21 protein-coding genes are annotated in these 19,966 nt (G+C 69.5%); 14 read left to right on the plus strand and 7 right to left on the minus strand.

From position 1 onward, the window contains the following. Window positions 1-62: 62 nt before the first annotated feature. The 5 genes from AB0C16_RS12585 to AB0C16_RS12605 all read left to right on the plus strand — a co-directional run bounded on the left by AB0C16_RS12585 (window position 63) and on the right by AB0C16_RS12605 (window position 2,454). Complete coding sequence (locus AB0C16_RS12585; RefSeq protein WP_357681866.1) at window positions 63-617, plus strand: neutral zinc metallopeptidase; 555 nt, start codon at window positions 63-65, stop codon at window positions 615-617. A 78-nt stretch (window positions 618-695) separates the two neighbouring features. Beyond that, window positions 696-953 carry a WhiB family transcriptional regulator gene (locus AB0C16_RS12590; RefSeq protein ID WP_357681868.1) on the plus strand — a complete coding sequence of 86 codons (258 nt, stop codon included), beginning with the start codon at window positions 696-698 and terminating at the stop codon, window positions 951-953. A 9-nt stretch (window positions 954-962) separates the two neighbouring features. After that, on the plus strand, window positions 963-1,646 hold the full coding sequence (locus tag AB0C16_RS12595) for a CPBP family intramembrane glutamic endopeptidase (RefSeq protein ID WP_357681870.1): 684 nt from the start codon (window positions 963-965) through the stop codon (window positions 1,644-1,646). Window positions 1,647-1,831: 185 nt separating this feature from the next. Next, window positions 1,832-2,032 (plus strand): type II toxin-antitoxin system VapB family antitoxin, encoded by a 201-nt coding sequence (locus AB0C16_RS12600; protein ID WP_357681871.1) that lies wholly within the window; start codon window positions 1,832-1,834, stop codon window positions 2,030-2,032. Next, on the plus strand, window positions 2,029-2,454 hold the full coding sequence (locus tag AB0C16_RS12605) for a PIN domain nuclease (protein ID WP_357681873.1): 426 nt from the start codon (window positions 2,029-2,031) through the stop codon (window positions 2,452-2,454). The genes AB0C16_RS12600 and AB0C16_RS12605 overlap by 4 nt, the downstream gene beginning before the upstream one ends. Window positions 2,455-2,655: 201 nt before the next feature. On the opposite strand, the gene AB0C16_RS12610 is transcribed toward AB0C16_RS12605, so the two are convergent. Then, complete coding sequence (locus tag AB0C16_RS12610; protein ID WP_357681875.1) at window positions 2,656-3,375, minus strand: PIG-L deacetylase family protein; 720 nt, start codon at window positions 3,373-3,375, stop codon at window positions 2,656-2,658. 124 nt (window positions 3,376-3,499) lie between these two features. Here AB0C16_RS12610 and pcrA point away from each other — a divergent pair, with 124 nt between their 5' ends. Further along, window positions 3,500-5,719, plus strand: a complete 2,220-nt coding sequence (pcrA, locus tag AB0C16_RS12615) for a DNA helicase PcrA (RefSeq protein ID WP_357682079.1) — start codon at window positions 3,500-3,502, stop codon at window positions 5,717-5,719. 32 nt (window positions 5,720-5,751) lie between these two features. Here pcrA and AB0C16_RS12620 read toward each other — a convergent pair whose 3' ends face one another. Continuing rightward, a complete protein-coding gene (locus AB0C16_RS12620) occupies window positions 5,752-6,756 on the minus strand; it encodes a L,D-transpeptidase (RefSeq protein ID WP_357681877.1) in 1,005 nt (334 codons plus the stop codon). A 284-nt stretch (window positions 6,757-7,040) separates the two neighbouring features. Here AB0C16_RS12620 and galE point away from each other — a divergent pair, with 284 nt between their 5' ends. Further along, window positions 7,041-8,033 (plus strand): UDP-glucose 4-epimerase GalE, encoded by a 993-nt coding sequence (gene galE / locus AB0C16_RS12625; RefSeq protein ID WP_357681879.1) that lies wholly within the window; start codon window positions 7,041-7,043, stop codon window positions 8,031-8,033. Window positions 8,034-8,105: 72 nt separating this feature from the next. Here galE and AB0C16_RS12630 read toward each other — a convergent pair whose 3' ends face one another. The 4 genes from AB0C16_RS12630 to AB0C16_RS12645 form a co-directional block, all read right to left on the minus strand. Then, window positions 8,106-8,627 (minus strand): pyridoxamine 5'-phosphate oxidase family protein, encoded by a 522-nt coding sequence (locus AB0C16_RS12630; protein ID WP_357681881.1) that lies wholly within the window; start codon window positions 8,625-8,627, stop codon window positions 8,106-8,108. Between the two features lie 15 nt (window positions 8,628-8,642). Beyond that, window positions 8,643-9,752 carry an RNA polymerase subunit sigma-70 gene (locus AB0C16_RS12635; protein WP_357681883.1) on the minus strand — a complete coding sequence of 370 codons (1,110 nt, stop codon included), beginning with the start codon at window positions 9,750-9,752 and terminating at the stop codon, window positions 8,643-8,645. 133 nt (window positions 9,753-9,885) lie between these two features. Further along, the gene (locus AB0C16_RS12640) at window positions 9,886-10,749 is read right to left on the minus strand and encodes a hypothetical protein (RefSeq protein WP_357681885.1); all 864 of its coding nucleotides are present in this window, start codon (window positions 10,747-10,749) and stop codon (window positions 9,886-9,888) included. Window positions 10,750-10,919: 170 nt separating this feature from the next. After that, complete coding sequence (locus tag AB0C16_RS12645; RefSeq protein WP_357681887.1) at window positions 10,920-11,822, minus strand: hypothetical protein; 903 nt, start codon at window positions 11,820-11,822, stop codon at window positions 10,920-10,922. A gap of 197 nt (window positions 11,823-12,019) precedes the next feature. Here AB0C16_RS12645 and sucC point away from each other — a divergent pair, with 197 nt between their 5' ends. The 5 genes from sucC (at window position 12,020) to AB0C16_RS12670 (ending at window position 17,289) form a co-directional block, all read left to right on the plus strand. After that, window positions 12,020-13,201, plus strand: a complete 1,182-nt coding sequence (gene sucC, locus AB0C16_RS12650) for an ADP-forming succinate--CoA ligase subunit beta (RefSeq protein ID WP_357681889.1) — start codon at window positions 12,020-12,022, stop codon at window positions 13,199-13,201. 3 nt (window positions 13,202-13,204) lie between these two features. After that, window positions 13,205-14,080: a succinate--CoA ligase subunit alpha gene (gene sucD, locus AB0C16_RS12655; protein ID WP_357681891.1), complete on the plus strand. Its 876-nt coding sequence runs from the start codon at window positions 13,205-13,207 to the stop codon at window positions 14,078-14,080. Window positions 14,081-14,225: 145 nt separating this feature from the next. Further along, entirely contained in the window at window positions 14,226-15,857 is a 1,632-nt protein-coding gene (locus AB0C16_RS12660; protein ID WP_357681893.1) for a DUF6350 family protein, read from the plus strand. A 65-nt stretch (window positions 15,858-15,922) separates the two neighbouring features. After that, complete coding sequence (locus AB0C16_RS12665; RefSeq protein ID WP_357681895.1) at window positions 15,923-16,801, plus strand: TIGR03619 family F420-dependent LLM class oxidoreductase; 879 nt, start codon at window positions 15,923-15,925, stop codon at window positions 16,799-16,801. A gap of 32 nt (window positions 16,802-16,833) precedes the next feature. Continuing rightward, the gene (locus AB0C16_RS12670) at window positions 16,834-17,289 is read left to right on the plus strand and encodes a nuclear transport factor 2 family protein (RefSeq protein ID WP_357681897.1); all 456 of its coding nucleotides are present in this window, start codon (window positions 16,834-16,836) and stop codon (window positions 17,287-17,289) included. Window positions 17,290-17,297: 8 nt separating this feature from the next. On the opposite strand, the gene AB0C16_RS12675 is transcribed toward AB0C16_RS12670, so the two are convergent. Beyond that, window positions 17,298-17,717: a hypothetical protein gene (locus tag AB0C16_RS12675; protein ID WP_357681899.1), complete on the minus strand. Its 420-nt coding sequence runs from the start codon at window positions 17,715-17,717 to the stop codon at window positions 17,298-17,300. Between the two features lie 75 nt (window positions 17,718-17,792). On the opposite strand from AB0C16_RS12675, the gene purN reads away from it, so the two are divergent. Both purN and purH read left to right on the plus strand, forming a co-directional pair. Beyond that, window positions 17,793-18,422, plus strand: coding sequence for a phosphoribosylglycinamide formyltransferase (gene purN, locus AB0C16_RS12680; RefSeq protein WP_357681901.1), 630 nt, complete (start codon window positions 17,793-17,795; stop codon window positions 18,420-18,422). Continuing rightward, complete coding sequence (purH, locus tag AB0C16_RS12685) at window positions 18,419-19,960, plus strand: bifunctional phosphoribosylaminoimidazolecarboxamide formyltransferase/IMP cyclohydrolase (protein WP_357681903.1); 1,542 nt, start codon at window positions 18,419-18,421, stop codon at window positions 19,958-19,960. Before purN ends, purH begins: the two co-directional genes overlap by 4 nt. The last annotated feature ends 6 nt before the right edge of the window (window positions 19,961-19,966 follow it).

Raw genomic sequence — 19,966 nt, forward strand, 5'->3', positions numbered from 1 at the left:
TGCTGCTGGTTCTGCTGCTTTCCGCATGTGGTTCCACGCCTCCTGTCGCCAGGGAGGTCCCAGTGGTCGACTCGTTCGAGGACGACATGCGGGACGCCAGGGAACTGACCGAGGCGTTCTGGAAGGAGCAGTTCGCCAAGTCTGGCTGGACTTATCGGCCTATTACGGATTTCATCCCGTACACGGGGAATTCCGGGCCGAGTTGCGCCGGGCACGCGGCCGCCCCGAAGAACGCGTTCTACTGCCGGAAGGGGCATTTCATCGCCTACGACCACCAGTGGATGGAGGGGCTCTGGAAGGAGATGGGCGACGGCTCCGTCTACGTGATCATCCCGCACGAGCTGGGCCACGCCGTGCAGGCCCAGTTGCGGGCCGACTTCCGGCACAACATCCAGGCCGAGCTGCAGGCCGACTGCTACGGAGGCGCCACCCTGGCGTCACTGGTCGCCTCCGGAGCCCTGAACGTCGACGAAGGCGACGGGCGGGAGCTGCTGCTGAGCCTGGAGGCCGCGGGCGACTCCACCGACGACTGGCTCGACCCGGCCGCCCACGGCACGGCCAAGCAGCGCCAGCGGTCGTTCGCCCTCGGCTACAACGAGGGTGTCGAGGCCTGCTGAGCCGACTGCCCAGGATGTAGTCGCGGGTCAACCCACAGGATGATGCGACTGATCATGACCGCGTCGTAGCGTTGGCGCATGCCATTGGAGGAGACCGGCTGGCTGCGCGGGGGCGCCTGCAGATCCAGCGATCCTGAGCTCTTCTTCCCACTCGCGCCCTCTCCCGCGCAGGAGCAGCGCGCCAAAGCGATCTGCGCGACCTGCAAGGTCATCGACGAGTGCCGGTCCTACGCGTTAAGGGCGGGTGAGTCCGAGGGCATCTGGGGCGGTCTCACCCCGCAGGAACGGCGCCGCACCCGCTTCCCGGCGGGCTGGCGCAGCCCGGCCGCGTCATAGCCTGCAAGGGTGCTGCTTCCCTCGCTGGCCGTGCTCGCCGCCGCCAACGTGCTCAACAACCGGCTCGCGCCGCGGCTCGCCCCCCTCACCTCCGCCGTGGCGACCGCCGCGCTGGTGGCCATGGCGCGCGGGTCCGGCCTGTCGTGGCAGGACCTCGGGTTCGAGCGTCCCCGGCGCGGCGCCCTCACCGGTGGTGCCCTCGCCCTGGGGGTGGTCGCCGTCTACACGGCGGGGATCTCGACGGCGCGCACCCGGCCGCTCTTCCACGACGACCGCGCGCTCGCGCTGTCACGGGGACGCGCCCTCGAAGAGGCCCTGCTGCAGGTGCCGGTGGGCACGGTCCTGCTGGAGGAGGTCGGTTTCCGGGGCGTCCTGTACGCGATGCTCCGCCGCGGCCACGGCACCGTGACGGCGACCGCGGTGTCGTCGGCGTTGTTCGGGCTCTGGCACATCCTGCCCGCGATCGACATGGCCCGCGCCAACCCCGCGCTGGGCGCCCTGACGGCCGGGGAGCCGCCGGGGCGCCTCGACACGGCCCGGGTGGTGGCGGGCAGCGTGGTGTCGACCGGGGTGGCGGGCGTGTTCTTCTGCGAGCTCCGCCGCCGTGCCGGGCTGCTGGCGCCGTCGATGCTGCACGTGTCGACCAACTCGCTGGGCTACCTGTTCGCCCGCCTCGCCGCGAAGCGCGGATAAGGGACGTCCCCCGCGGGATGAAGATCCTCCACCGGTGCCGTGGGCTTCGCGGAAACGGCCCGAAGCGCCCGGCTCCGGTGCTCTAAGGTCACCTGCACGCCTCTCCGTGAGCGACCGGACACGGTGAGTGCGTATATCAAGATCGCTATCCGTGATATACGCTGGAGGTACGGAGGTGGTGTTCCATGCGCACAGTCATCGACATCGACAAGGAGCTCTTGGAGGTCGCCCAGGTGGAGCTCGGGACGAAGAGCATGAAGGAGACAGTCCACGCCGCCTTGACGGAGGTCGCCGAAAGGGCAAAGAGGCGAGAAGCGTTCGAGTACTGGACCTCTCGGGACAATACCGATCTACTGGATCCGGAGATCATGAAGCATGCGTGGTGACCACAGGCGTGGTCTACCTGATCGACAAGAGCGCTCTGGCACGAATGCCCAACCCCGTCGTGGGGCGGGCGCTGGAGCCGCTGCTGCTGGACAAGATGCTGGCCATCTGCACGGTCACGCGGCTCGAGGTCCTCTTCAGCGCCCGTGACCCCGCTGGTTACGAGTGCGACGCCCGGCATCTCCGCGAGGATTTCCGCCACCTGGCCATCGATGACGAAGTGCAGGCGCGATCACTCGACGTGCAGGCCTTGCTGGCCCGCAAGTCGCAGCACAGAGGCGTTGGTCCCACCGACCTGCTGATCGCGGCCTGTGCCGAGGTGCACGGGGCCACGATCCTGCACTACGACCGTGACTTCGACATCATCTCCGAGGTCACCGGGCAGGCGTCGCTCTGGGTGGTGCCGCCCGGCTCCGTGCCGTAGGCCGTAGGCGCACGGCGGAAGTGCCCCGCCGTGCGCCGCACCACCGGAGCGGTGCGCCCCCGCTCGGCCCCGCGCCCTTAAGCCCGAATGAAGCCCGAATGAAGCCCGAATGGGGCCCGAATGAAGCCTGAGCTCTGCGCGTGGCCGCGGTGCTGGGCCTCGCTCCGGCCCGCGTTCGGCCCGCGTTTCGGGACGCGCGGGTCAGGCGGTCGGGACGACCTGGAAGCCCTCCGCGTAGCGGCCCTCGCCGAGACCGGCTTGTTCGGCCCAGGAGGCGAAACGGGCCTTGACGAAGTCCGCGAACCCCTCGATGTGCGACACCTGGCTGACGTGCGACTGGAGGGCGGCGACCTTGCGGTCGACGGATGCGGTGATGTCCACCCAGTGGTTGGGCGTCGAGCCGCCCATCAGCCAGACCTCGCGCACCTTCCACGCCTCCAGGCCCTCGTCGCGGATCAGTTCGGGGAAGGCGTAGGGGTTGCGGGCGTCCGGGTAGACCGCGTCCAGCGCGGAGCCGCCGACCGCGCGGTGGTCGGGGTGGCTGGGCCCGACGAACTGGTAGTTGCGGTCGGGGTGATGGGTGATCACCAGATCGGGCCGGACCTGCCGGATGACCCGGGAGATGTCGCGCCGCAGCTCCAGTGAGGGCACCACGGTGCCGTCGGAGTAGCCGAGGAAGCGCAGGTCCGTGACGCCCACGATCTTGGCCGCCGCTGTCTGCTCGGCTTTGCGCAGCTCGGCCATGCCTGAGTTGTCCAGAGTGCGCTCGTTACCGCCCGCGTCGCCGTCCGTGACGATGAGGTAGGTCACCTCGACCCCTCTGTCGCCGAGCAGCGCGATCGTGCCCGCCGCCCCGAAATCGGCGTCGTCGGGATGCGCTGCCACGACCAGTACGCGGTGGATCTCGCTTTCGGCCAGCATTGTCTCCCTTTCTGAGGTTATGCCGGAGTCAACCGGGTTCCCGCAGTGGGCATTCCAGGCGCCGATTGTCGGTGGGGAGTCTTAACCTAGGTGGGTGCCCACCCATGTCTCTGTTGACCACCCCTTGCTCGACGGCCTCAACCCGCAACAGCGCGAGGCCGTGATCCATCACGGCAGCCCGCTGCTGATCGTGGCGGGGGCAGGCTCGGGAAAGACGCGGGTGCTCACCCACCGCATCGCCTACCTGCTGGCCGAGCGACAGGTGCACCCGGGCGAGATCCTGGCGATCACCTTCACCAACAAGGCCGCCCGGGAGATGAAGGAGCGCATCGACAGGCTGGTCGGCCCGCGTTCCAAGGTCATGTGGGTGATGACCTTCCACAGCGCCTGCATGCGCATCCTGCGCCGCGAGGCCAAGCGGCTCGGCTTCCCCTCCAGCTTCTCCATCTACGACCAGGCCGACTCGCAGCGGCTCATGGCGATGGTCTGCCGGGAGATGGACCTCGATCCCAAGCGCTATCCGCCCAGATCCTTCTCCGCCCAGGTCAGCAACTTCAAGAACGAGCTGATCGACTACGAGACCGCGAAGGAGAAGGCGGGCTCGCACCTGGAGCGGACCCTGGCCGAGGCCTACAGGAGCTACCAGCTCAAGCTCACCGAGGCCGGCGCGATGGACTTCGACGACATCATCATGAACACGGTGACGTTGTTCCAGCTCTTCCCCGAGGTGGCCGAGCACTACCGGATGCGGTTCCGGCACGTCCTGGTGGACGAGTACCAAGACACCAACCACGCCCAGTACATCCTGATCAGGGAGCTGGTGGGCCGTCCCGAGCTGCGCACCTCCGACGGCGAGCTGGTGCGCTCGGGCGCCGACCAGTCGGAGCTGTGCGTGGTCGGCGACGCCGACCAGTCGATCTACGCCTTCCGCGGCGCGACGATCCGCAACATCCTGGAGTTCGAGCGCGACTACCCCGACGCGCGCACGATCCTGCTGGAGCAGAACTACCGTTCCACCCAGAACATCCTGGCCGCCGCCAACGCGGTCATCTCCCGCAACGAGTCGCGCAAGCCGAAGAACCTCTGGTCCGACCAGGGTGACGGCCCCAAGATCGTCGGGTACGTCGCCGACAACGAGCACGACGAGGCCATGTTCGTCGCGCAGGAGGTCGACCGGCTGAGCGACGAGGAGGGCGTCAAGGCGGGCGACGTGGCCGTCTTCTACCGCACCAACGCGGCCTCCCGGGTGTTCGAGGAGATCTTCATCCGCACCGGCCTGCCCTACAAGGTGGTCGGGGGCGTGCGCTTCTACGAGCGCAAGGAGGTCAAGGACCTGCTGGCCTACCTCCGGGTGCTGGCCAACCCGCTCGACGTGGTGTCGCTGCGGCGCATCCTCAACGTGCCCAAGCGCGGCATCGGCGACCGGGCCGAGGCGATGGTCGAGGCGTTCGCGAGCCGCGAGCGCATCCCGTTCTGGGACGGTCTGCGCAGGGCCGACGAGGCGCCGGGCATGGCGACCCGCTCGCTCAACGCGATCAAGGAGTTCGTCGCGCTGGTCGAGGAGCTGATCGCCAAGGGCGAGGGCATGCCCCCGTCGGCGCTGGCCGAGGAGGTGCTGGTCGCCACCGGCTACCGCGCCGAGCTGGAGGCGTCCGAAGACCCGCAGGACGAGTCGCGGCTGGAAAACCTCAACGAGCTCATCTCGGTGGCCTCGGAGTTCGAGGAGGCCAATCCCGAGGGCACGCTGGTCGAGTTCCTGGAGCAGGTGTCGCTGGTGGCCGACGCCGACCAGATCCCCGATGCCGACGGCGGCCAGGGGGTGGTCACGCTGATGACCCTGCACACGGCCAAGGGTCTGGAGTTCCCGGTCGTCTTCCTGACGGCGATGGAAGACGGTGTCTTTCCTCACGTACGATCCCTCGGCGAGCCCAGGGAGCTCGAGGAGGAGCGCCGGCTGGCCTACGTCGGCATCACCAGGGCCCAGAAGCGCCTCTACCTGACCCGGGCGGCGGTGCGGAGCTCGTGGGGCTCGCCGTCGTTCAACCCGGCCTCGCGGTTCGTGGCCGAGGTGCCGGGGCAGCTGGTCGACTGGCGCACCGATCCGGAGAAGTCGGCGTGGAGCGCGGCCACCCGGCGCGAGCCGGCGCCCCGGGCGGCGCCCAAGAAGAGCGCGCGCACGGTCCCGGCGCTGGCGCCGGGAGACAGGGTGTCCCACGACGCGTTCGGCCTCGGGACCGTGGTGTCCGTGGACGGGGTGGCCGAGAAGACCAAGGTCAAGATCGATTTCGGCACCGGGGGCGACAAGACGCTGCTGCTCGCCTACGCGCCGCTGGAGAAGCTCTGACCGGAGGGCGGTCGCGCCCTCCGGTCCGCGCGTCAGCGCGCGGCGGTCGCCAGCGCGCTGCCCTTCTTCCACTGGGTCCAGTTCAGCTGCCAGTAGCTCCAGCCGTTGCGCCAGTCGAGCTTGCGCTTGGTGCCTGTGATCTTGACCACGTCACCGCGCTGGGCGATGGTGTAGAACCACTTGGCCCCCTCGGGGGTGGCGCGGACACAGCCGTGGCTCTGGTTGGAGCGGCCGAGGAAGTGGTAGTAGCCGGCGCTCTGGTGGACGTACTCACCGCTGGCGGAGATGCGCACAGCCCATGGGATCTCCTCCTTGTAGTAGCGCGGGTCCTTGGGGTCGGTGACGCCCAGCCAGGAGGACGTCATGGTCTCCACGGCCTTCTTGCCCATCGTGAGGTGCACGCCGCTGGTCGTCAGGTAGACGTCGACGCCGTTGCGCATCATGCCGCCCTTGCCGGCGCTGATCGGGATCTTCTTGGCCAGCCTGCCGTCCCGGTAGACCTTCATGACGTGCCTGCGGGTGTCGACCAGCGAGATGTTGGCCGTGCCGACCGCGAACCTCCTGCTGACGTCCTTGGCGCTCTCGTTGCCCGGGAGCTCGCTCAGACGGGCTGTGAAGAGCACCTTCTGGTGCGGCTTCCAGTAGGTCTTGGTCCGGTAGATGACCTTGCGGTTGGACACCCAGCGCCAGGCTCCGTCGACCGGCTTGTCGACTTCGACCTGCAGCACGGCTTCGACCGCCGCCTTGTCCTTGATGTTTCCGAGGTCGCGGTCGAACGTGACGATGATCGGGAAGCCGACGCCGACCTTCTCCGTCTTCTCGCCCATCGGGGTGATGTCGGCGATCCCGATCTTGATCTTCTTCTGTGCGGCCTTCTGGATCGCTCCGGCGGCCTGGGCCTCCGGGGTCCTCGTCGCCGGGGTGCTCACGGCGCGAGCCGGCTCGGCTTGCGGGGCCGGCGTGGGCGTGCCTTCCGCCGTGCAGGCCACCATCGAGAGCAGGGCGGCCATGGCCAGCATGCGGGGGAGGGGTTTCAAGGGTTGTACTCCAGAGCTATGTGCTTCGCAAGATGCGTCACATACGTAGACAAACGAAACACCCGTTACGAGGACCGAAAATGGTAACAATCAGATAACCGCTTCGCGCCCGGGCGTATCTTCGGGCACGGTCGTCCGGGATCCCGCCGCACGAGGAGCCGTCCGTACGCGGGTTCGCGGAATGCGGGTCGGGCCGTACGAGGGGCTGCGGAGTGCGGGTGCGGGTCCGGCCGTACGAAGGGCTGCGGAGCGAGGGTCCGCGGAGCGAGAAGGAGGGGGCGAGCATGAAGGTGCTGATCTCTGGTGGGGCGGGTTTCATCGGGAGCACGGTCGCGTCGGCGTGCCTCGACGCGGGGATCGAGCCGGTGATCCTCGACAACCTCGTGACCGGGCGGCGGGAGTTCGCCGCCGGGCGGGTGTTCTATGAGGGCGACATAAGCGATGGGGCTCTGGTGGACAAGGTGTTCGCCGAACATCCCGATATCGAGGCGGTCGTTCATTGCGCGGCGCTGATCGTGGTGCCCGATTCCGTGGCCGATCCGGTGCGCTATTACCGCGCGAACGTGGTCAAGAGCCTGGAATTCGTGGACCATCTGCTGCGCAACGGATGCGAGCGGATGATTTTCAGCTCCTCGGCGTCGATTTACCGGGCGGGTGACGATCACACCGTCGACGAGTCGTCACCGCTCGACCCGCAGAGCCCGTACGCGCGCACCAAGGCCATGTGCGAGGGGATGTTCACCGACATTTCGGCCACGCGGCCGATCAAGGTGCTGTCCCTGCGCTATTTCAATCCCATCGGGGCCGATCCGCGGTTGCGCACCGGTCTGCAATTGCGGCGGCCCAGCCATGCGCTGGGCAAGATGATCCAGGCGTACGAAGAGGGCGTGCCGTTCCAGATCACCGGCACCGGCTACCCGACCCGCGACGGGTCCGGCATCCGCGACTACATCCACGTCTGGGACCTGGCCACGGCCCATGTGGCGGCGCTGCGGCGGTTCGACGGGCTGTTCCCCGATGGGGCGGTGATCAACCTGGGGACCGGGTCCGGCACCACCGTGCGGGAGCTGGCCGAGGCGTTCAACCGGGTGGTGGACCGGCCGATCGAGGTGGTGGAGACCGGAGCGCGGCCCGGCGACGTGGTGGGGGCCTACACGCGGAGCGAGCTCGCCGAGCGGCTGCTCGGCTGGCGGGCCCGCCACTCCCTGGAGGAGGGCATCAGGCACTCACTGGCCTGGGCGGACCTGCGCGACTCCCGGCTGACGCCCCCCGCCTAGGGCTGCTCGACTCCCGGCCCGGGGGCGCCGTCTAAGGGCGTCCCGTCATGGCGGCGTGCGGCACGCGCCGGGTCACGATCGGCCCCGGCGCTCGAAGTCCTCCACGCCGACGCCTCCGGGCAGGCGGGTCTTGAAGTCCAGCACTCCGACCCAGGCGGGGCGGACGGCGATGCGGGCCATCCTGGTCCCGGGATGGTCCACCGCCGCCACATTGGCCGCGCCCTGTTCCGGACCGGCGTACCGGTGCTGGGCCAGGGCGTACTCCGGCACGATCCCCTCGACATCGGTGACCGACGCCCGGCCCCGGATGAGGAGCACCTCCGGCGGCGTCGAGGCGGCGTCGATGGTGATGGCGACGTCGGGCCTGGCCCGCAGCGCGGCGATCTTGCGCGCTCCCGCGAACGTGGACATGACGACCTCGTCGCCGGTCCAGTGGAACAGCATTGGGAACACACGCGGCGTGCCGTCCGCCGCCACGTACGCCAGCCGCGCCAGCTCGGTCGAGGCGAGCAGGCGCCGCGCCACGTCACTGTTCAGCAGCCGGACATCGCCTTGCGGCAGTGTCATCACAGCTTCGCGATCGTCGATCGTCATCGGGTGCGCTCCTCATCATGGGTCGACCGCGCTCGTCGAGGCCGACCCCTGTTGAGACGGGTGAGGCCACCGAAAGGGGGCGCCGCCCGAGGGCAGCACCGGCGGCAGGCCGAACGCGGCCAGCAGACGCGGTTCGAAGACGGTGATCTCGGCGATCTTCCCGTCCGCGATCTCCAGCACGTTGAGCACCTGGGCCCGGTAGCCGGAGTCCCCAGGCAGCCGGATGTACCCCGCCACCGCCGGCTGCCGGTTGGCCCGGGTGGGCACGCTGCGCCACCGCCCCTGGTAGAGCGGCGAATCAGGCCCGAAGGCGTGCGCGGCGAAGGCCTCGACCGCGTCGCGTCCGGCGAACCGGTACGCAAGCGGGGGCATCGTCATGCGCACGTCCTCGCTCAGCAGCTCCGCGAGGGCGGCGGCGTCGGTTCGCTCGTGGGCGTCCATGAAGCGTTGCAGCAGTTCGCGCTCTTGCGCGGTCGGAGCCGTGGACGGCCCCCATTCGAGCCGCCGTTCCGGAAGGCGGGTCCTCAGCGTCGATCGCGCCCGTTGCAGAGCGCTCTTGACCGAGTCGACGCTGGCGTCGAGCTGCGCGGCGGTCTCCTTGGCGGACCAGCCGAGGACGTCTCGCAGGATGAGCACGGCCCGCTGCCGGGGTGGCAGGTGCTGGATGGCGGCGAGGAAGGCCAGCTCGATGGTCTCCTTGCCCACGACGGCGGCGTCCGGCTCCGCGCTGCCGGGCGCGGCCGGCTCCAGCCACCGGTCAGGATACGGCTGCAGCCATTGGATCTCGGCCGGCGACGGGCCCGGCTGCGACCTCTGTGCCTGGTCCGTCTCGCGGGGGCGCGGACGGCGGGGGTGCCGGTCGAGGAAGTCGAGGCACGCGTTCGTCGCGATCCGATAGAGCCAGGTGCGGAAGGTGGAACGGCCCTGGAAGGTCTCGCGTCCGCGCCACGCCCGCAGGAACGTCTCCTGCGCCAGGTCTTCGGACTCCTCGAAGGAGCCGAGCATCCGGTAGCAGTGCACCCGCACTTCCCGCCGGTGGCGCTCGACCAGCCCGGTGAACGCGCCCTCGTCGCCCGCGAGGGCCGCGGCGACCAGCGCGCTCTCTTCGGCTACCGCCTCGCCCATGGTCCGTCCCCGATCACCTCTGCGACACGCTTGCTCCATAAGGGACGGATGAGCAGTGCGGAAGGTGTCACTCCGATTCGGCGGGAGTCCGCCGGAACCTCTCCCGCCCGACGGCGGGAGAGGTGTGGAACGGCTAGTGCGCGATGGAGCCCAGCGGGATGGTCAGGTCGGTCGGGAGCTTCTCGCCCTCGTCGAGGTTGGTCGACACCTCGTCGGCGGACGGAGCCTTGATCGAGACCTTGCTGCCCCACCCGGTGAAGCGGGTGTCGACGCTGAAGCTCGCGCCCTTGGGCGCGTCGGCCGCCAGGGCGGTCATCGGGAAGGTGGAGACGAGCCTCGTGGGCAGTCCCCTGCCGTCCAGGGTGATCCGCCAGGAGATGACGCTCTTCAGCATCTTGCCCTTGGGCTTGCTGAGCCACTGGGCGGCGCGGAAGGACGTGGAGACCTCCCGCAGGTCGCGCACGGTGATCTTGCCGGCGTAGCCGCCCGGCGCGGGCTTGGCGCCCTTGAGGAGCGTCTTGAGCGTGGCGGGCTCGGTGATGTTCAGCGGCTGGCCGTACACGTCGGTCAGGCCGCCGAACGTGGTGCCGGGCACCTTGAGCCACGTCGTGCCCTCAGGGAGCAGGGTGCCCCACAGGCCGCCGGAGAGGTAGGTCGACTTGCCCACCTTGATCGCGCGCTCCGGCGTGGTCAGCGCCTTGGCCATCTCCGAGTCGGCGGCCTCGCCGAAGTCGCTGGCCTTGAACGCGAACTTGCCCGTGATGTCGGAGGCCGTCACGCCCGACCTGCCGAACTGGTACGTTCCCGTCCGGCGGACGAGGATGCCGCGGACGCCGCCCTCGACGGCCGTGGTGCGGTCGACGAACTTCACCCCATGTCCGGCCACGAACTGCTTCTTCACCGCGGCGACCGGGTTCTTCGGCGCGGCCTGCGCGGGTGTGGCCGTGATGAGTGTCGCGGCCGACGCCAGGGCCAGGCCGGTGATGATTCGCTTCATATGGATCCCCTTCGATTCACAATTAGGCGCTAGGGGATCCTGGCAACTCAAGATCACGACAATATCTCAAAGTGTGGAATATCGCGCGGGAGTATGTGGTTTTTCTGTGCAGAAGGGCCCGGCGATCACCGTCGGGCCCTGTGTCATGACTTTAAGCGACCGAAATTGAATTACTCGGTGTTTCCATCGTCGTCAGGCGGGACGCTGACATAATCGCGGTCGATCGGCGTAGGGGGTTCTAATGCCTTGTCGCTCACTTCCTTGATGTCCGCGACCTGGTCCGCCGGGGGAGCGGTGATGTTCACCGGAATGCCCCAGTCGCTGTAGCGGGTCTCGGTCTCGCCCCTCAGTGAGATCTTCTTGGTGACGGGCATCGTCCACGAGACGGCCACCCGCTTGACCAGCTTCCGCGTGTCGAGGGTGATCCGCCACGACACGACCGTCCGGCCGACCGCGCCGCGAGGAGCCGCGCCGCCCTGCTCGCGGAACGAGGGTGACACCTTGTAGAGCTCGGCGAACGTCGTCGAGCCGCGATACTGGTCGCCCCGCCTGCTCTTGGCCGTGGCCAGCAGGTGCCTGAGCGTCGCCGGCTCGAACACGTTGACGAGCTGGTCGCCGTGCGCGGCCGAGTAAGGGTGGCCCGGCATGCCGACCCAGCTCTTGCCCTCGGGTAGCAGATCCGAGAACACACCTCCGTTGACGTAGAGGCGCTCGCCCTTGCTGATCAGGTAGAGCCGTTCGGTGAGGAGGTCGAACGAGTCGGCCGCGTCCTCGCTCTTCGCGGCGAACTCCTCCATCTCCTTGCGGAGCTTGGTGGTGAGCACGGGGGTGCGGGTGTTCTCGACGGCCGTGACGCCCTTGGCGTCGAACCCGATCAGGCCCTGCCTGACGGCCCCGATGTACTCGTCTTTCCCGACCCAGGTGCGGGTCTTCTCGGTGAGCTTCACGCCCTGCCCGGCGACGAACTGCTTGCTGAGCGCTCCAACCGGATCCATCGGCTTGACCTGCGCGAACGCCGGGGTGCCGATGGTCAGAGCGGAAACGGCAAGCGCGCCGGCGATCCATCGCCTCATAGCGGTGCTGCCTTTCTCCAGATATAGCCGGATATCGTGGCAAAGTAAGATCACCGTCACATCACGGGATAACCGAGACCCGATGACCTGGGCAGGTCAAGCTTGGGGCTAGGCTTCACTGGCGGAAACGCCCGGCACGCACGCACGGGGTGGCCCGGGCCGTCGAACATCAGTCGGACAAGCAAGGACGGACCCTCGTGGACCTGTTCGAACATCAGGCGAAGGAACTCTTCGCTGACTACGGCATTCCGGTGCCACGCGGCATCGTCGCCCACACCGTGGAGGAAGCACGGGCAGCGGCCGAACAACTGCCCGGCCGCGTCGTCGTCAAGGCCCAGGTCAAGACCGGTGGCCGTGGCAAGGCCGGCGGCGTGAAAGTGGCCGACGACGCCCAGGACGCGGTCGAGAAGGCCAAGGCCATCCTCGGGATGGACATCAAGGGCCACACGGTCCACAAGGTGCTGGTGGAGGAGGCCAGCGCGATCGCGGAGGAGTATTACTTCTCCTTCCTGCTCGACCGCGCGAACCGTACCTTCCTCGCCATCTGCTCCGCCGCGGGCGGCATGGACATCGAGGAGGTCGCCCACACCTCCCCGGAGAAGGTCGCCAAGGTGCCGGTCTCGGCGCTGACCGGCGTCGACCGCGAGCGGGCCCGCGAGATCGCGGTCGCGGGCGGGCTTCCCCAGCAGGCGCTCGACGGCGCCGCCGAGCTCATCGAGAAGCTCTGGTGCTGCTTCGTCGACGAGGACGCCACGCTGGTCGAGGTCAACCCGATGATCCTGTCGGCCGACGGCCAGGTGAAGGCCCTCGACGGCAAGGTCACGCTCGACGACAACGCCGTCTTCCGCCAGCCGGAGCACGAGTCCTACGCCGACAAGTCGGCCGAGGACCCCCTGGAGGCCGCGGCCAAGGCCAAGGACCTCAACTACGTCAAGCTCGACGGCGACGTGGGCATCATCGGCAACGGCGCGGGCCTGGTCATGTCCACCCTCGACGTGGTGGCCTACGCGGGCGAGGCCTTCCCCGGCAAGCCCTCCCCGGCCAACTTCCTCGACATCGGCGGCGGCGCCTCGGCCGAGGTCATGGCCGCCGGCCTGGAGATCATCCTGTCCGACCCGTCGGTCAAGTCGATCTTCGTGAACGTCTTCGGCGGCATCACCTCCTGCGACGCCGTGGCCAACGGCATCGTGGCCGCCTTCAAGCTCCTGGAGAGCCGCGGCGAGGCCGTGACCCACCCCCTGGTGGTACGCCTCGACGGCAACAACGCCCAGCTCGGGCGGCAGATCCTGGCCGACGCCGCACTCCCGCGGGTCGAGCTGGTAGACACGATGGACGACGCGGCCAAGCGGGTCGCCGAGCTCGCTTCGGTAGGTGCGTGACACATGGCTATCTGGCTGACCGAGAACAGCAAGATCATCGTCCAGGGCATGACGGGCGGCGAGGGCACCAAGCACACCCGTCGCATGCTGGCCTCCGGCGCCCGGGTCGTCGGCGGGGTCAACGCCCGCAAGGCGGGCACCACGCACGAGGGCCTGCCGGTGTTCGGCACGGTCAAGGAGGCCATGGAGCAGACCGGCGCCGACGTGTCGGTCGCCTTCGTGCCCCCGGCCTTCACCAAGGACGCCGTCAAGGAGGCCATCGACGCGGAGATCCCGCTCTGCGTGGTCATCACCGAGGGCGTCCCGGTCCACGACTCGACCGAGTTCTGGGCCTACGCGGTGGCCAAGGGCAACAAGACCCGCATCATCGGCCCCAACTGCCCGGGCATCGCCTCCCCCGGCGCGTCCAACGCGGGCATCATCCCGGCCGACATCACCACCGCGGGCCGCATCGGCCTCGTCTCCAAGTCGGGCACGCTGACCTACCAGCTCATGTACGAGCTGCGCGACTACGGCTTCTCCACCGCCGTGGGCATCGGCGGCGACCCGGTCATCGGCACCACCCACATCGACGCCCTGGAGGCCTTCCAGGCGGACCCGGGCACCGACGCGATCGTGATGATCGGTGAGATCGGCGGTGACGCCGAGGAGCGGGCCGCCGCCTACATCGAGCAGCACGTCACCAAGCCCGTCGTGGCCTACGTCGCGGGCTTCACCGCGCCCGAGGGCAAGACGATGGGCCACGCCGGCGCCATCGTCTCGGGCTCGGCCGGCACGGCCCAGGCCAAGAAGGAGGCCCTGGAGAAGGTCGGCGTACGCGTCGGCAAGACCCCCTCCGAGACCGCCCGCCTGATGCGCGAGATCATGCAAGCGCGCTGAACCACCTTCCGAAGGCCCCGCACCGCTCAGGTCGCGGGGCCTTCGGCACTTTCCCGCACGCCGAAGCACCAGACGGCCACAAACCCGGTCCGGTGCGGCGCGTCAACCAAGCGATGGTCGGAAAAGATTGAGAAAATCGCCTACTGTGACGGCGATTCTGGACCAGCTGCGGACGACCCCCCGTTCCGTCCTCGGCAAGCTGCCCGGGGTCTCGTCCGACGACGACGAGTCGCGACGGCCACTGCCCGTCTCGGGGATGCTCGCCGCCGCCTGCACGCTGGGCGTCGGACTGGCCGTCCTCACCACGCTCACCCTGGTCGGATGGATCGCCGCGCCCAGCGGCGCGCTGGGCTCGGGGCTGCCCGGGGTGTTCCGCACCGCGGCGCAGCTGTGGCTGGCCGCGCACCACGCCGGGTTCGCGATCCCCGGCGGCCGGATCGGGCTGCTGCCGCTCGGCCTGATGCTCCTGCCCGCGTTGCTGCTCTACCGCGCCGCGCGGTGGATGGCGCGCGACGCCGACCTGCGGCTGCGGCTCCCCGCGCGGCTGCCCAAGAACAGCCCGCGCGAGCAGGCCAGTGCCCGCCGCCGGGCGCAGCTGGTGCTGGTGGTGCAGGCCGGAGTCTCGCTGGCCGCCCCCTACGCGCTGCTGGCGGGTCTGATCGCGCTCGTCGCCCGCAACGAGATCACCCAGCCGTTCATCGGCGAGGCGCTGCTCAGCCACTTCGCGCTGGCCTTCCTGGCGGGTGTGCTGGCCACCGCGCGCACGATCGGGCCGTGGCGGGCGATGTTGCGGCTGCTGCCCGAGCGGGTGCGGGCGCTGACCGTCGGCACGGCCGTCGCCACCGCGGTGATGCTCGCCGCCGGGCTCGTCCTGGTGCTGGTCGCCGTGGTGGTCAACTTCGGGCAGGTGCTGGAGCTGTCCGACGTGCTGTCACCCGGGTTCGTCGGTGGGCTGCTGCTCCTGCTGCTCCAGTTGCTCTACCTGCTCAACGTCGTCATCTGGGCGTTCTCCTACATCGCCGGGCCCGGGTTCGCGATCGGCACGGGCACGCTGGTGGCGCCCACAGGGGTGCAGCTGGGCACCGTGCCGACCCTGCCGTTGCTGGGCGCGCTTCCTGACAGCGGTCCGGTGCCGGCCTGGATGATGGCGGTCGTCGCGGTGCCGTTCGCGGCCGGGATGGTGGCCGGCATCGTGGTCGCCCGGATCTCGCCGTCGCCGTCGTACGAGGCCGCGCCTCTGTGGGGGTTCCTCACCGGCGTCACCAGCGGGCTCGTGGCGGGGCTGCTCGCCGCGCTGTCCGGCGGCCCCGTCGGCGGCGGGCGGCTGTCGGCCATCGGGCCGTCACCATGGGAGGTGGCCGTCTCCGTCGCCCTCGAGGTGGGCGTCGCGGCGGGCATCTCGGCCGGCGTGACCAACCTCCTGCTGCTCAACCGGCGCGCTCGGGTCCCGCTCGACAAGGCCGCGGTGCCCGTGCGCAAGGCGGGGGCCGCGATCGCCAGGGCGGCGAGCAAGGTGGGGCTGGCCGAGGCCGACGCCCGCCCGTTGCCGGGCCACTGGATGGACGCCACCGAGGCCGACACCCAGCCGATCCCGGTCATCCGTGACGACTGGCAGGACGAGCACGCCTCGGCGGAGGCCGAGACGCTCTCCCAGGCGCGCCCGCGACCCGCGGGCACCCCGCCGGTGATCCAGCCGCGCAAGGACATCGTGGACGAGTCAGACGACCGCGGCGGTCACGTCATCTACGTCGACCCCTACGCCTGGGACCGCGACTGACCCGGCTCCGGATACCGCCCGCTCCGAGCCTTCTGCAGTGGAACAGGTTCTATTACGCTCCTTGCATGCGGTTCACCTATGCCGAGGCCATGACCGATCCGTCGTACTATCTCCCGCTGGCTCGGGCCGCCGAGGCGGCGGGCTACGCGAGCTTCAGCGTCGCGGACTCCCTCGTGTATCCGAAGGAGTCAGACGCGAGCTATCCGTACACGGCGGACGGCGACCGCGCCTTCCTCGAGGACAAGAGCTTCATCGAGACGTTCGTCCTGGTCGCGGCCATGGGGGCGGTGACGTCGACGATTCGGTTCACGCCGTTCGTGCTCAAGCTGCCGGTTCGCCCGCCGGTGCTGGTCGCCAAGCAGGCGAGCTCGATCGCCTGCCTCACCGGAAACCGGCTCGGCCTCGGCGTCGGGCTCAGCCCGTGGCCCGAGGACTTCGCGGTCATGGGTGTGCCATGGGAGCGGCGCGGAAAGCGGATGGACGAGGCCATCGAGATGTTCCGCGGCCTGACGAGCGGCGGCTACTTCGAGTATCACGGCGAGTTCTACGACCTGCCGCCGGTGAAGATGTCTCCGGCCCCCACCGAGCCGATTCCCGTCCTGGTGGGCGGGCACAGCGACGCTGCGCTGCGCCGGGCCGCCCGCCTCGGTGACGGCTGGATGCACGGCGGGGGCGACGCCGGCGAGCTGGACGCGCTGCTCGCCAGGCTGGCCGCCCTGCGCGCCGAGGAGGGCACGGCCGAGCGGCCCTTCGAGGTGCACGTGATCTCCTACGACGCCTACACCGTGGACGGGGTGCGGCGGCTGGCCGACAAGGGCGTCACCGACCTGATCGTCGGATTCCGGATGCCGTACATCAAAGGGCCGGACACGGAGCCGCTCACCAAGAAGATCGAGCACCTCGAGCGGTTCGCCGAATCGGTGATCTCCAAAGCCACCCCTTAACCCGGCAAACAAGAACGGGTTACAGTTTCGAGGTGACCGATTCCACCGCCGTCACCTGGGACGCGCCGGACGGCGACCATGCCGCGCGCCGGGCGGCCCAGGCGTCCATGACCGCCGTCGTCACCGGGCGCAGATCCGACTGGCTGAGCCTGTTCGGCCCGGACGCCCTCGTGGAGGATCCCGTCGGCCCCTCGATGCTCGATCCTGAGGGCAAAGGGCACCGTGGCCACGACGAGATCGGCACATTCTGGGACGTCTACATCGGCTCGGTGCGCGCGTTCCGCTTCCACGTCAGCGATTCCTTCGCCAACGGGCCGTGCTGTGCCAACGTCGCCGCCATCACCATGACCATGGACGGCGGCACGACCATGACGGTCGACTGCGTGATCGTCTACACGGTCGACGACGCGGGCCTCATCACGTCCATCCGCGCCCACTGGGAGCCCGATCGCGCGATGGCCACCCTGACCGGCCCGGAGCCCGGGTAGGCCACTGCTCAGGGCTGCACGGAGCCCAGGACGTCGAGCACGTCGGGCGGCAGCTTCTTCTGGGCCGCCTCTCTGAACTGGGTGAAGCAGTCACCCTGCGAGGAGACGGTGCCCGCGCTCTTCATGCACTCCTGGTAGGCCGAGTATTCGTCCATCAGATAGAGCTGCATCGCCGTGGCCAGAGCCGAGAGCGTGAGGGCGATCGAGGACACCACGATGCTGCCCACGGCGACCCCGGTCGGCTTGCCCGCGGTCTTCAGCAGCGGGATGGCCCGGGCGCCGGCCATGATGGCGAACGCCGCCATCACCAGGCCGGCGAGCGGCAGCATGAACGTCATCGCCAGCGCGGCGATGGACAACCAGATCGCGCGGCGGCTCGCGGCATCGGCGGGTTGCTGACCCGCCGGTGCCTGCACCGGTGTCGACACCTGACCTCCTCTGCGTGACCGGGCGAGGAGCGGATACGCTTGCAGCCCCACCCCGGTTTTCCATTGGAGTGTTGCGTGTCAAAGGCTGGGCGGCTCGTCGTCCTCGTCTCCGGCTCTGGAACCAACCTACAGGCCCTGCTGGACGCTTCCGCCGACCCGTCCTATGGCGCCCGCGTGGTCGCCGTGGGCGCGGACCGGGAAGGGATCGAAGGGCTCGCCAGGGCTTCACGAGCCGGTGTGCCGACTTTCGTCGAGAAAATGGGTGATCACGCGTCGCGTCCGGATTGGGACAGGGCGATCGCGGCCAGGATCGCGTCGTACGAGCCCGATCTGGTGGTGTCGGCGGGTTTCATGAAGATCCTCGGCTCGCCGACGCTCGACGCCTTCCCCGTGCTCAACACCCATCCGGCGTTGCTGCCGTCCTTTCCCGGGGCACACGGAGTACGTGACGCGCTCGCCCACGGGGTCAAGGTGACGGGCTGCACGGTGATGCTGGCCGACGCCGGCGTCGACACCGGGCCGATCGTCGCCCAGGAGGCCGTGACGGTGCTGCCCGACGACGACGAGGCCGTCCTGCACGAGCGCATCAAGACCGTCGAGCGCCGCCTGCTCGTCGAGATCGTCGGCCGGATGGCCCGGGAGGGCTGGACGGTCAGCGGACGTACGGTCCGCATCGGCAACCAACCAGGAGGGGGATCCACGTGACCCGCATCGCCATCAGGCGCGCGTTGATCGCGGTGTACGACAAGTCAGGCCTCGAAGAGCTGGCCAGGGCGCTCGACGCCGCGGACGTGGAGATCGTGTCGACGGGCGGCACCGCCGCCGCGATCGCGTCCTACGGTGTCCCGGTGACCAAGGTCGAGCAGCTGACCGGATTCCCCGAGTGCCTCGACGGCCGGGTCAAGACGCTGCACCCGCGCGTGCACGCGGGCCTGCTGGCCGACCTGTCCAAGCCGAGTCACGTGACCCAGCTCGAGGAGCTGGAGATCGACCCGTTCCAGCTGGTCGTGGTCAACCTCTACCCGTTCCAGGAGACGGTGGCCTCGGGGGCGTCCGACGCGGAGTGCGTCGAGCAGATCGACATCGGCGGGCCCGCGATGATCCGCGGCGCCGCCAAGAACCACAACGCCTGCGCGGTCGTCGTCGACCCCGGCCGCTACGGCGACGTGCTGGCCGCGCTGCGCGAGGGCGGGTTCACCCTGGCGGAGCGCAGGCGGCTGGCGGGCATCGCCTACGCCCAGACCGCCGCCTACGACGTGGCGGTCGCGTCCTGGTTCGGCAACGTCTACGCGCCCGAGGGCGACTGGCCGGAGTTCATGGGGGCCACCTGGCAGCTCGAGTCGACGCTCCGCTACGGCGAGAATCCCCACCAGGCCGCCGCGCTCTACAGCTCCGGCTCGGGCGGGCTGGCCAACGCCGAGCAGCTGCACGGCAAGGAGATGTCCTACAACAACTACCTCGACGCCGACGCGGCCTGGCGCGCGGCGTGGGACTTCACCGAGCCCTGCGTGGCGATCATCAAGCATCAGAACCCGTGTGGCATCGCGGTGGGCGCCGACGTGGCCGAGGCCCATCGCAAGGCCCACGCCTGCGACCCGGTGTCGGCCTACGGCGGCGTGATCGCGGTCAACGCCGCGGTGACGGCCGGGCTGGCCGGGCAGATCGCCGAGGTGTTCACCGAGGTCGTGGTGGCGCCGTCGTACGAGCCCGAGGCGCTGGAGGTGCTCACACGGAAGAAGAACATCCGGCTCCTCGTCTGCCCGCAGGGGCCCGCCAACCCGGCGGAGTTCCGCAGGATCGACGGGGGCCTGCTGGTGCAGCAGGCCGACCGGGTCAGCGCGCCGGGAGACGCGCCCGAGCAGTGGGAGCTCAAGGCGGGGCCGCCGGCCACGCCGGAGATGCTGTCCGACCTGGCCTTCGCCTGGCGGGCCTGCCGGTCGGTGAAGTCCAACGCCATCCTGCTGGCGTCCGGCGGAGCGACCGTGGGCGTCGGGATGGGGCAGGTCAACCGGGTCGACTCGTGCCGCCTGGCGGTCACCCGCGCCGGTGAGCGCGCCGAGGGCTCGGTGGCGGCGTCCGACGCGTTCTTCCCGTTCGCCGACGGTCCGCAGGTGCTCATCGAGGCCGGGGTCAAGGCCATCGTGGAGCCGGGCGGATCCGTACGCGACGAGGAGGTCGTCGACGCGGCGCGGAAAGCGGGCGTCACGCTCTACTTCACCGGGACGCGTCACTTCTTCCACTGAGCGTGG

It is taken from the genome of Nonomuraea sp. NPDC048916 (genome assembly GCF_040649575.1).
In the GTDB taxonomy this organism is placed as follows: Bacteria; Actinomycetota; Actinomycetes; order Streptosporangiales; family Streptosporangiaceae; genus Nonomuraea.

Coding starts and splice junctions, on each gene's coding strand:
- AB0C16_RS12590 (WP_357681868.1), top strand. CDS start 696: ATGCCATTGGAGGAGACCGGCTGGCTGCGCGGGGGCGCCTGCAGATCC.
- AB0C16_RS12600 (WP_357681871.1), top strand. CDS start 1,832: ATGCGCACAGTCATCGACATCGACAAGGAGCTCTTGGAGGTCGCCCAG.
- AB0C16_RS12610 (WP_357681875.1), bottom strand. CDS start 3,375: ATGCTGGCCGAAAGCGAGATCCACCGCGTACTGGTCGTGGCAGCGCAT.
- galE (WP_357681879.1), top strand. CDS start 7,041: ATGAAGGTGCTGATCTCTGGTGGGGCGGGTTTCATCGGGAGCACGGTC.
- AB0C16_RS12630 (WP_357681881.1), bottom strand. CDS start 8,627: ATGACGATCGACGATCGCGAAGCTGTGATGACACTGCCGCAAGGCGAT.
- AB0C16_RS12635 (WP_357681883.1), bottom strand. CDS start 9,752: ATGGGCGAGGCGGTAGCCGAAGAGAGCGCGCTGGTCGCCGCGGCCCTC.
- AB0C16_RS12640 (WP_357681885.1), bottom strand. CDS start 10,749: ATGAAGCGAATCATCACCGGCCTGGCCCTGGCGTCGGCCGCGACACTC.
- AB0C16_RS12645 (WP_357681887.1), bottom strand. CDS start 11,822: ATGAGGCGATGGATCGCCGGCGCGCTTGCCGTTTCCGCTCTGACCATC.
- sucD (WP_357681891.1), top strand. CDS start 13,205: ATGGCTATCTGGCTGACCGAGAACAGCAAGATCATCGTCCAGGGCATG.
- AB0C16_RS12665 (WP_357681895.1), top strand. CDS start 15,923: ATGCGGTTCACCTATGCCGAGGCCATGACCGATCCGTCGTACTATCTC.